The sequence below is a fragment of the Streptomyces sp. NPDC093064 genome (assembly GCF_044754605.1).
Lineage (GTDB): Bacteria > Actinomycetota > Actinomycetes > Streptomycetales > Streptomycetaceae > Streptomyces.
The window spans coordinates 137585-147759 of the sequence record NZ_JBIVPK010000018.1 but is presented as its reverse complement, the minus strand read 5'-3'; the positions used below and the strand labels follow the sequence as shown (position 1 = coordinate 147759).

At 73.2% G+C, this 10175-nt stretch carries 13 protein-coding genes; 10 read left to right on the top strand and 3 right to left on the bottom strand.

Annotated features, from left to right (window positions below):
* The 8 genes from ACIQFZ_RS22710 to ACIQFZ_RS22675 form a co-directional block, all read left to right on the top strand.
* The coding region (locus tag ACIQFZ_RS22710) for a GvpL/GvpF family gas vesicle protein (RefSeq protein ID WP_402691999.1) at positions 1 to 375 on the top strand (375 nt) is incomplete at its 5' end.
* 4 nt (positions 376 to 379) lie between these two features.
* Complete coding sequence (locus tag ACIQFZ_RS22705; RefSeq protein WP_383131056.1) at positions 380 to 655, top strand: gas vesicle protein GvpG; 276 nt, start codon at positions 380 to 382, stop codon at positions 653 to 655.
* Entirely contained in the window at positions 652 to 1425 is a 774-nt protein-coding gene (locus ACIQFZ_RS22700) for a DNA primase (RefSeq protein WP_402691998.1), read from the top strand. The genes ACIQFZ_RS22705 and ACIQFZ_RS22700 overlap by 4 nt, the downstream gene beginning before the upstream one ends.
* Positions 1422 to 2519, top strand: coding sequence for an SRPBCC family protein (locus ACIQFZ_RS22695; RefSeq protein ID WP_402691997.1), 1098 nt, complete (start codon positions 1422 to 1424; stop codon positions 2517 to 2519). The genes ACIQFZ_RS22700 and ACIQFZ_RS22695 overlap by 4 nt, the downstream gene beginning before the upstream one ends.
* Positions 2516 to 2902 carry a gas vesicle protein GvpJ gene (gene gvpJ, locus ACIQFZ_RS22690; protein ID WP_365775863.1) on the top strand — a complete coding sequence of 129 codons (387 nt, stop codon included), beginning with the start codon at positions 2516 to 2518 and terminating at the stop codon, positions 2900 to 2902. Before ACIQFZ_RS22695 ends, gvpJ begins: the two co-directional genes overlap by 4 nt.
* Positions 2899 to 3660 (top strand): GvpL/GvpF family gas vesicle protein, encoded by a 762-nt coding sequence (locus tag ACIQFZ_RS22685; protein ID WP_365428086.1) that lies wholly within the window; start codon positions 2899 to 2901, stop codon positions 3658 to 3660. Before gvpJ ends, ACIQFZ_RS22685 begins: the two co-directional genes overlap by 4 nt.
* Positions 3657 to 3839, top strand: a complete 183-nt coding sequence (locus ACIQFZ_RS22680) for a gas vesicle protein (protein ID WP_141356740.1) — start codon at positions 3657 to 3659, stop codon at positions 3837 to 3839. The genes ACIQFZ_RS22685 and ACIQFZ_RS22680 overlap by 4 nt, the downstream gene beginning before the upstream one ends.
* Positions 3840 to 3841: 2 nt before the next feature.
* Positions 3842 to 4123 carry a gas vesicle protein K gene (locus ACIQFZ_RS22675; protein WP_365428083.1) on the top strand — a complete coding sequence of 94 codons (282 nt, stop codon included), beginning with the start codon at positions 3842 to 3844 and terminating at the stop codon, positions 4121 to 4123.
* A gap of 45 nt (positions 4124 to 4168) precedes the next feature.
* Here ACIQFZ_RS22675 and ACIQFZ_RS22670 read toward each other — a convergent pair whose 3' ends face one another.
* Together ACIQFZ_RS22670 and ACIQFZ_RS22665 are read right to left on the bottom strand one after the other, a co-directional pair.
* On the bottom strand, positions 4169 to 4987 hold the full coding sequence (locus ACIQFZ_RS22670; RefSeq protein ID WP_365430610.1) for a class I SAM-dependent methyltransferase: 819 nt from the start codon (positions 4985 to 4987) through the stop codon (positions 4169 to 4171).
* Positions 4988 to 5112: 125 nt separating this feature from the next.
* The gene (locus ACIQFZ_RS22665; protein WP_383058154.1) at positions 5113 to 6606 is read right to left on the bottom strand and encodes a bifunctional phosphatase PAP2/diacylglycerol kinase family protein; all 1494 of its coding nucleotides are present in this window, start codon (positions 6604 to 6606) and stop codon (positions 5113 to 5115) included.
* 71 nt (positions 6607 to 6677) lie between these two features.
* On the opposite strand from ACIQFZ_RS22665, the gene ACIQFZ_RS22660 reads away from it, so the two are divergent.
* Positions 6678 to 7331: a histidine phosphatase family protein gene (locus tag ACIQFZ_RS22660; protein WP_365430614.1), complete on the top strand. Its 654-nt coding sequence runs from the start codon at positions 6678 to 6680 to the stop codon at positions 7329 to 7331.
* Positions 7332 to 7373: 42 nt separating this feature from the next.
* Positions 7374 to 8993 (top strand): ATP-binding cassette domain-containing protein, encoded by a 1620-nt coding sequence (locus tag ACIQFZ_RS22655; protein WP_365775862.1) that lies wholly within the window; start codon positions 7374 to 7376, stop codon positions 8991 to 8993.
* Positions 8994 to 9018: 25 nt separating this feature from the next.
* Here ACIQFZ_RS22655 and ACIQFZ_RS22650 read toward each other — a convergent pair whose 3' ends face one another.
* Positions 9019 to 10131, bottom strand: coding sequence for a Vms1/Ankzf1 family peptidyl-tRNA hydrolase (locus ACIQFZ_RS22650; RefSeq protein WP_365430618.1), 1113 nt, complete (start codon positions 10129 to 10131; stop codon positions 9019 to 9021).
* Positions 10132 to 10175: the final 44 nt, after the last annotated feature.

Genomic DNA, 10175 nt, shown 5'->3' with positions numbered 1-10175 from the left:
ATCCGCTCCCTGGCCGAGGCCAGCCGGCACTCCGGCGGCGGGGGTTACCAGGACAAGCTCCGGCTCGGTGAGCTGGTCGCGGCCGCCGTGCAGGCACGCGAGGCCGACGACGCCCGCGAGATCGTCCACGCGCTCGAGCCGTACGCCGCCGCGGTCAGCGACGGCCCGCCCTCCACCGGCTGGCTCGTCAACGCCTCCTTCCTGGTCGACCGCGAGGCGGCCGAGGAGTTCGTGACCGCCGTCGAACAAGCCCGCAAGGACCTGCCCCACCTCGAACTACGCGTCAACGGCCCACTACCGCCGTACAGCTTCGTCGAACCCGGCCCCGCCGAACCCGCGAGCACCACGGCCGGAGCCGACACAGGAGCAGGGTGACGTCATGGGACTCCTCTCCGAAGTACTGCTGCTGCCGTTCGCGCCGGCGCGCGGAAGCGCCTGGGCGATCCGGCAGGTACTGCGCGAGGCCGAGCGCATCTACTACGACCCGGCCACGGTGCAGGCCGAACTCGCGCGACTGGAAGAGCAGTTGGAGGCAGGCGAGATCAGCGCCGAGGAGTTCGACCGCAGGGAGGACGAGCTTCTGGACCGACTGGAGACCGGCCTGCGCTCAGGCACGGAGACAGGCACGGAGACAGGCGAGGGGACGGCACGATGAACAAAGTGGGACTCGGCCTCGCGATAGGGGCCGGTTACCTCCTGGGACGGACGAAGAAGGCGAAGCTCGCCCTCACGGTGGGCAGCCTGGTGGCCGGCAAGAAACTGAACCTCGGTCCGAGCGGGATCGCGCAGCTGGTCAACCAGCAACTGATGAGCAACCCGCAGCTCAAGGAGATCGGCGACCAGCTGCGCGAGGACCTGAAGGGCGTGGGCAAGGCGGCTTCGGGTGCCATGGCCGAACGGCAGATGACCGCGCTCGCCGACCGGCTGCACGGGCGGACCGCGCAGATCCGCGACGAGCTCGCAGGCGTCGCACCGCAGCCCGGCGGAGACGAGGAGACCGAGGGGGAGGAGACGTACGCGGACGAGTACGACGAGTACGACGAGTACGACGACGAGTACGAGGACCGGGGGGAGGGTCGCGAGGCCGAGGGGGAGCCCCGGGGCGAGGACGAGGACCGGGGCGGACCGGCCCGCGAGGAAGCCGCCGGGAAGGCCCCCGCGAAGAAGGGGCCGGCGAAGAAGGCGCCTCCGAAGAAGGCCGCCGAGAAGGCGTCGGCGGGCGCACCGGCCCGGAAGGAAGCAGCGAAGAAGGCCCCTGCCGAGAAGGCCCCCGTGAAGCGGGCCGCCGCGAAGAAGGCTCCCGTCAAGAAGGCGGCGGCGAAGAAGACCGCGGCCGGGAGGACGGCCGCGAAGAGGACGGCCGCGGCCGGCGGCGCGACCCGCGCTGCCCGCTCCCGGCGGCCGAAGGGTGGTGGTGACCGATGACCGAGGCCCTCGGATCCGCGACCTCCGCGGCCGGCGGCGCGGCGCGCGGCGCGGCGAAGGAGAGCCCGCTGAGCGATCTCGCCCACAGCGAGGCCGCCGACCGGCTCAAAGCCGAGGTGCAGGACTACCTCGCCGTCCAGGTCCAGCGGCTGCTGGTCGGCTTCGGCCGCAAGCTCGGCGAGACCACCGGCATGCTCAACGACATGGCCGAGGGCAACAGCCCCGGCTTCGCCAAGCTCGCCCTCGACGCCGGACGCAAGGTCGCCGCGGGCAAGGGCCCGGTGCGCACGGTCCTGGAGCTGGGCGCCTCCCGCGCCAAGGACAGCGTCATGGACGCGCTGAAGAACCTCGGAGGCGGCGGGGGCAAGCGCAAGCGCGGCGGGGGCAACAAGCCCACCGTCATCATCGAGTCCGTCGATGTCGGCGTGCCGCTGCGGACCGCCTACGACCAGTGGACCCAGTTCCAGGACTTCAGCACCTTCGCCAAGGGCGTCAAGAGTGCGAGTCGCGCCGACGACACCTCCTCCGACTGGCAGTTGAAGGTGTTCTGGTCCAGCCGAAGCTGGAAGGCCCACACCACCGAGCAGGTGGCCGACCAGCGCATCCAGTGGACGTCGGAGGGAGCGAAGGGCACCACGAAGGGTGTCGTCTCCTTCCACCGCCTCGAGGAGAACCTCACCCGGGTCCTGCTGGTCATGGAGTACTACCCGAGCGGCTTCTTCGAGAAGACCGGGAACATCTGGCGGGCCCAGGGCCGCCGCGCCCGGCTGGACCTGAAGAACTACGTCCGCTTCCTCACCCTCAAGGGGGAGGCCGACGAGGGGTGGCGCGGCGAGATCCGCGACGGCGAAGTAGTCCGCAGCCACGAGGACGCGGTGTCCGAGGAGGAGCGGGAGTCCGAGGAGGAGGCCGGATACGAGGACGAGGAGCAGCCGTACGAGGAGGAGGACGGCGAGTACGAGACCGAGGAGGAAGAGCCCGAGGCGGAGGAAGACGAGGAGTACGAGCCCGGAGAGTCCGGGGAGCCCGAGTACGAGGACGAGGAAGAAGAGGAGTCCGAGTACGAGTACGCCGAGGGCGGGGGCCGCCGATGACGATGCCCAGCCGACTGCCCGAACCGTACGGCCCGAGCAGCGGGGCCAACCTCGCCGACATCCTCGAGCGCGTGCTCGACAAGGGCATCGTCATCGCGGGCGACATCCGCATCAACCTGCTCGACATCGAACTGCTCACCGTCAAGCTCCGGCTCGTCGTCGCCTCGGTCGACAAGGCCAAGGAGATGGGTATCGACTGGTGGGAGAGCGACCCGGCGCTCTCGTCCCGCGCCCGCCGCGACGAACTCGCCCGGGAGAACGCGGAGCTGCGCGAGCGGCTGGCGCGACTGGAGGAACTGGAGCTGGACCGCGGCCGACGGGAGCCGGACCGCCTGGACCGGGGCCGCGTGGACCAGGACCGCGCCCGCAAGGAGGCACCATGACCGGACTGCGGTACGTCTACGCCGTCTGCCGGCCCCTCGGCGCGCCCCTCCAGGCGCAGCTGACCGGCGTGGCGGGCGCTCCGGCCAAGCAGCTCAACCACCACGGCCTGGTCGCCGTCGTCAGCGAGGTGCCCGAGCGGGACTTCGGCGAGGACCCGCTGCGCGCCCATCTGGAGGACCTCGACTGGCTCGCCGCCACCGCCCGCGCCCACCAGGGTGTCATCGACGCGCTGACCGTCGTCACCACACCGCTGCCGCTCAGGCTCGCCACCGTCTTCCGGGACGACAGCGCCGTGCGCACGATGATCGAGGCCCGCGAGGACCACATCCGCCGCACCCTGGACCGGCTGGAGGGGCGTGTGGAGTGGGGCGTGAAGATCTACGCCGAGACCGAGCAGCCCCAGCAGGCCGCACAGCCCGCGCCCAGGGCCGCCTCGGGCCGGGACTACCTGCGCCGGCGACGGCAGCAGACCCGGGCGGGCGAGGACCTGTGGCAGAAGGCGGAGACCTTCGCGACCCGGCTGCACGAGCAGCTCTCCGCCTTCGCCGAGGAGTCCCGGCTGCACGCCCCGCAGCACCCCGCCCTCTCCGGCGGCACGGCGGGGCGGAACGTGCTCAACGCCGCCTACCTGGTACCGCGCGGCGACTCCGAGGAGTTCGTGGAACTCGTGGACCGTACGAAGGACGACGTGCCGGGGCTGCGCGTGGAACTCACCGGGCCCTGGGCGGCGTACTCCTTCGCCGGGGAGGAGGCATGACGGTCGTCGAACGCCGTGAGATCGCCCTGGTCGACCTGCTCGACCGGCTGCTGGCCGGCGGTGTCGTCATCACCGGGGACATCACCCTGCGCATCGCCGACGTGGACCTCGTCCGCATCGACCTGAACGCCCTGATCAGCTCGGTGAACGCCCAAGTGCCGTCGCCCTTCGAGGAGTAGCCGTGGCCCCGCGCAAGCGACTGGATCTGGAACCCGACACGGTCGAGCGGGACCTGGTGAAGCTCGTGCTCACCGTCGTGGAACTGCTGCGCCAGCTCATGGAGCGGCAGGCACTGCGCCGCTTCGACGAGGGGGACCTGAGCGAGGAGCAGGAGGAGCGGATCGGTCTCACGCTCATGCTCCTGGAAGACCGCATGGCCGAGCTGCGCGACCGGTACGGACTGCGGCCCGAGGACCTGAATCTGGACCTCGGACCGCTGGGACCCCTGCTTCCCCGGGAGTGACGCTTCGGGAACGACGGGGGAGAGGTCCGGAGGAGAGCTGGTAAGTCAGCCCTCCTTGCGGCACAGGATCTCCCCGTGCAGGACCGCGAACCAGCCGTCGTGCCGCTCGCCCCACTCCCGCCATGCCGCCGACACGGCCCGCAGCCGCTCCTCGGTCGCGTGTCCGCCCGCGACGGCGCGCTCGGCGTACGCCGACGCCAGGGTGCGGTCGGCCCAGAGCCCGCTCCACCAGGCGCGCTCGTCCTCGGTGGCGTAGGTCCAGGTGCCGGAGGTGGCCGTGACGTCCGTGAAGCCGGCCGCCAGCGCCCAGGACCGCAGTCGGCGTCCGGCGTCCGGCTCGCCCCCGTTGGCGCGGGCGACCCGCCGGTACAGGTCCAGCCAGTCGTCCAGCCCCGGCACCCGCGGGTACCAGGCCATCGCCGCGTAGTCCGCGTCGCGGACGGCGACGTACCCGCCCGGCTTCGTCACCCGGCGCATCTCGCGCAGTGCCTGCACGGGGTCCCCCACGTGCTGGAGCACCTGGTGGGCGTGGACGACGCAGAACGTGTCGTCGGGGTGGTCGAGGGCGTGCACGTCGGCCACCGCGAAGTCGACATTGGTCAGGCCCCGTCCGGCGGCCGTGGCGCGGGCCTGCTCCAGGATGCCGGGCGCCCGGTCGACGCCGGTGACGTGCCCTTGGGGGACCAGGGCCGCCAGGTCGGCGGTGATGGTGCCGGGACCGCAGCCGATGTCGAGGATCCTCATGTGCGGCCGGAGCGAGCCGAGCAGGTAGGCCGCGGAGTTGGCGGCGGTGCGCCAGGTGTGCGAACGCAGCACGGACTCGTGGTGCCCGTGCGTGTAGACGGCCGTCTCCCGCTTCGGCATGGCTGTACCCCTTCTCGTCCCCTGACCCCGTGGGCCCGTGGCCCCAGGCGGTACGGATCACGGTACGCCTCCGTGCCGGATCGTGAGACCCCGATTTCAGCATTCGGACAGACGAGGGTGGGTGGTCAGTCTCCGGGCAGCGGCCGGTACACCGCCAGCGCCTCGGGCAGCTTCTCCAGCCACAGCTCGTCCTCCACCTCCATCACCTCGCCGTCGTGGGCGAGCAGCGTGCCGGGCGCGACACCGGTCAGGCGCAGGCGCTTCACCTGGACCGCTGCGTGGGCGGGGGACCGGGTCAGCGGGCCGGCCAGAGCCGCGGACAGCAGGCGCAGCGCCGGCCTGCGGCCCCCGTGCACCACCCGGACGTCGAGCTTTCCGTCCGTCAGGTCGAGCCGGCGGCCCGGCGCGAGCCCCATGCGGTGGTACGTGCCGTTTCCGGCGAACAGCAGCCACAGCGGGTGGGTGCGGCCCTGCACCACCGCCCGCAGCGGATGGCGGTCGGCGCTCAGCACCTTCAGCGCCGCCAGCACCCCGGCCGGCCAGCCGCCGATCCGGCCGGACCAGCGCTCGCGCTCGCGCACCAGCTCCGGGTACAGGCCGAGGCTGAAGGTGTTGAGGAAGACGCCCCGCTTGCTCCCGGAGCGGAAGCGGCCCACGTCCACGCGTACGCCGTGACCGTGCTCCAGGGCCCGGCCGAGGGCCCGAGCGTCCTCCACGCCGAGGTCGTAGGCGAAGTGGTTCAGCGTGCCGCCGGGCAGTACCGCGAGCGGCAGGCCGCGGCGCAGAGCGACCTCGGCGGCCGCGTTCACGGTGCCGTCGCCGCCGCACACCCCGAGCACCCGGGCGCGGTCCGCCGCCTTCTCCAACTCGGCCTGGACCTCTCCCGGCTCGCACTCGACGACGTCCGCCTCCGGCAGTACGTCCCGCAGCGCGCCGGCGCGGTCCGCGGTGCCGGAGGCCCGGTTGGCCACGAGCACCAGGCCCGCGCCGCCGGGCAGCGCCGGCAGATCGGCGCGGGGGCGGGGCGGCGGGCCGGTCTGCGCGCGGGTGGGCACCAGGGCCCGTGCCGCGAACGCGACGCCCGCGCCCAGTGCGGCCCCCGCCAGCACGTCGCTCGGGAAGTGGACGCCGGTGTAGACGCGCGAGAGCGCCACCGACGCGGCGACCGGGGCGACCGCCGCGCCCCAGGCCGGGGACTCCAGGGCGACACCGGTCGCGAAGGCGGCCGCGGACGCCGCGTGCCCGGACGGGAACGACGTGGTGAACGGCTGCCGCTTGAGCCGGCGCATGATCGGGACGGGGTCCAGGACCGGCCGGTCGCGGCGCACCGAACGCTTGCCCAGGGTGTTGACGGTCAGGGACGCCAGGCTCAGGGAGGCCAGGCCGCGGACGGCTGCCCGTCGGGCCCTCGGGGTGCGGCTCGCGGAGATGGCGGCCGCCACCGCGCACCACAGCACGCCGTGGTTCGCGGCCCGGCTCAGCCTCGGCAGCACGGGCCCGGCGCCGGGCCAGCGGCGCGCGGCCGCGAACTCGAACAGCCGGCCGTCCAGGGCCGTCAGGCGCTTCAGGACGGCGCGGGCGCCGGTCTTCGGGACGATGAGGTCGACGTCTGGGCTCATACCGGCACCGGTACCCTGAAGTCGCCGTTTCTTGTGTGCGGGGCGGCACCGGTCGTCGTAGGGACCCTTGCATGCGTCTGCTCCTCATCCGCCACGCCCAGACCCCCTCCAACGTGGACCACCTGCTGGACACGCGGATCCCCGGGCCGGGCCTGACCGGGCTCGGCGAACGGCAGGCCGCCGCGCTGCCGGGGGCACTCGCCGGCGAGGACATCGAGGCGCTCTACGCCTCCACGCTGGTCCGCACCCAGCTCACCGCCGGGCCGCTGGCCGCCGTCCGCGGACTCGACGTGATCGTCCGCGACGGCATCCGCGAGGTGTCGGCGGGCGACCTGGAGACGGAGCCGGGCGACTCCGAGCGCGGACAGGTCTACATGCGCACGCTGCTGGGCTGGGCCGCCGGTGACCCCTGGACGCGTATTCCCGGCGGCGAGAGCGGCACCGAGGTACTGGCCCGCTACGACGCCGTCGTCGCCGAGGCCACCGCGGACGGCGCCGGAACCGTCGCCATGGTCAGCCACGGCGCGGCCATCCGCCTGTGGACCGCGGTCCGCGCCCGCAACCTCGACGCGGAGTTCGCCGCCACCCACCCCCTGGAGAACACCGGCGTGGTGGTCCTCCAGGGCTCGGTCGACGCCGGATGGACGGCCCTGACGTGGGCGGACGCGATCGTCACCCCGGCGCGGGAGAGCGGCCCGGCGGGACGGCCCGTGGACTTCGGATAAGCGTTTGCCCGGCCCGCGCGGTCGCGACCAGAATGCCTGACCATGGGACATCTGGAAGCCGCGCACCTGGAGTACAGCCTTCCCGACGGGAGGACGCTGCTCGGCGATGTGTCCTTCCGGGTGGGCGAGGGGGCCGCCGTGGCCCTCGTCGGACCCAACGGCGCGGGCAAGACCACCCTGCTCCGCATGGTCTCCGGCGAGCTGAAGCCGCACGGCGGCACCGTGACCGTCAGCGGCGGTCTCGGTGTGATGCGGCAGTTCGTGGGGTCGGTGCGGGACGAGACGACCGTGCGCGACCTGCTCGTGTCGGTCGCGTCGCCGCGGGTGAGGGAGGCCGCGCGGGCCGTCGACACGGCCGAGCACGCCATCATGACCGTCGACGACGAGGCCGCCCAGCTCCAGTACGCGCAGGCGCTGGCCGACTGGGCGGAGGCGCGCGGCTACGAGGCCGAGACGCTGTGGGACATGTGCACGACGGCCGCGCTCGGCATGCCCTACGACAAGGCGCAGTGGCGGCAGGTGCGCACACTGTCCGGCGGCGAGCAGAAGCGGCTGGTGCTGGAGGCGCTGCTGCGCGGTACGGACGAGGTGCTGCTGCTCGACGAGCCGGACAACTACCTCGACGTGCCCGGCAAGCGCTGGCTGGAGGAGCGCCTGAAGGAGACCCGCAAGACGGTGCTGTTCGTCTCCCACGACCGTGAACTCCTCGCCCGCGCCGCCGACCGGATCGTCTCTCTCGAACCCGGCCCGGCCGGCGCCGACGCCTGGGTGCACGGCGGCGGTTTCGCCACCTACCACGAGGCCCGGCGCGAGCGCTTCGCCCGCTTCGAGGAGTTGCGCAGGCGCTGGGACGAGAAGCACGCGCAGCTGAAGAAGCTGGTGCTGAACCTGCGGCAGGCCGCCACCGTCAGCCATGAGCTGGCCTCCCGCTACCAGGCCGCCCAGACCCGGCTGCGCAAGTTCGAGGAGGCCGGTCCGCCGCCGGAGCCGCCGCGCGAGCAGGACATCCGGATGCGCCTGAAGGGCGGCCGCACCGGCGTCCGGGCCGTCACCTGCCAGGGCCTGGAGCTGACCGGCCTGATGCAGCCCTTCGACCTGGAGGTCTTCTACGGCGAACGCGTCGCGGTGCTCGGCTCCAACGGCTCCGGCAAGTCGCACTTCCTGCGGTTGCTGGCCGGCGAGGACGTGGCGCACACCGGCATGTGGAAGCTCGGCGCGCGGGTGGTCCCCGGGCACTTCGCCCAGACCCACGCACACCCCGAGCTGGTGGGGCGCACCCTGCTGGACATCCTGTGGAAGGAGCACTCCCAGGACCGTGGCGCCGCCATGTCCCGGCTGCGCCGCTACGAACTGACCGGCCAGGCCGAGCAGACCTTCGACCGGCTCTCCGGCGGGCAGCAGGCCCGGTTCCAGATCCTGCTGCTGGAGCTGGCGGGCGCCACCGCCCTGCTCCTGGACGAGCCCACCGACAACCTCGACCTGGATTCCGCCGAGGCCCTCCAGGAAGGCCTGGAGGCCTTCGAGGGTACGGTCCTCGCGGTCACCCACGACCGCTGGTTCGCGCGCTCCTTCGACCGGTTCCTGGTCTTCGGCAGCGACGGCCGGATCCGCGAGACCCCGGAGCCGGTGTGGGACGAACGGCGGGTGCAGCGGGCGCGGTAACGCACGTCTGCCGCCGCCGGGCCGCTCACTGCCGGCGAAGGACGGCGCCCAGACCGCCCGTCGGCACGTCCTCGCCGGCGGCGGCGGGGTCCAGGGACAGGGCCGTGGCGTCCTGGCAGACCGCCGAGCGGAGCAGGGCGTCGTCGGCACGGGCCGGCCAGGAGTGCCGCTCGCCGAGGGCCTTCAGCTCCGTGCGGTGCACGGCAAGCTGGTCGGCGTCCTCGCCGATCCACACCTCGCGGCGGGCGTCGGCGCCGTCCGGGCGGATCAGCAGTTCCTCAAGACGGTGCTCGCGGGCCGCCTCGATCAGCGCGGACACCCCCTCGGCGGCCCCAGACCGGCCTTCGTCGTCCGGCGTCCTGGCCGCCCGGAACCGGTCCAGCTCGGACTCGACACGCTGGTGCACGTGCTCGGCGCGGATCCGCTCCACGTCCCCGTCCAGCAGCCGGCTGCCGGTGCCGTGGGCGGCTTCGGCCACGCGGTCGTGCAGCCGCTTCGGCAGCCGCTCGCGCACCTCGCGCCGCTCCCGTTCCTCGCCGACCAGGATCAGCAGGTCGGCATCCGTCTCCTCCTGGCAGACGCTGAGCGCGTCGGCGATCTCCGCCGCGTTGTGCTCCCAGGTGTTCTCCACCTTCAGCTGGAAGTGCCGCTCCGACCAGTCCGCACCGGCCGTCCGGTGGATGGGCCACTCCAGCCCCACCACCGTCCCCGCGTCCTCCCGGCCCAGCGAGCTGCGCAGCTCGAAGTCCGCGCCCCTGCGGTCGACGTACGCGACGATCGCGACCGGATCCTCACCCGCCAGGTCCAGCAGCGGCGCCACGTGCGGCAGTGGCGCCCACTCCGCCCGGCTGCCGCCCTGCGGCGGACGGGCCAGCAGCGGGTCGAGCACGACCGCGCCGGCCCGCGCGAACAGCACCCGCCCGTGCGGATCGGGGACGTGGCGAAGCTCCCGTACGGCCTCCTCCACCGCTCGGCAGGTGGCCTCGTCCGCGCCCTGCCGTGCCAGCTCGCGCCCCATGGCCCGGGCCGTCAGCTCCAGCTGGTGGGCCGTGTCCTCCGCGTGCCGCGAGGTGTCGACGTACACGGAGGCCCAGGGGCCCGGCTGTTCGTACAGTGGATGCAGAAAGGCGAGATCCATGGCTCCCTCCCGGAGACCGTTCGGTGGCGCCGCACGCCGGGCGG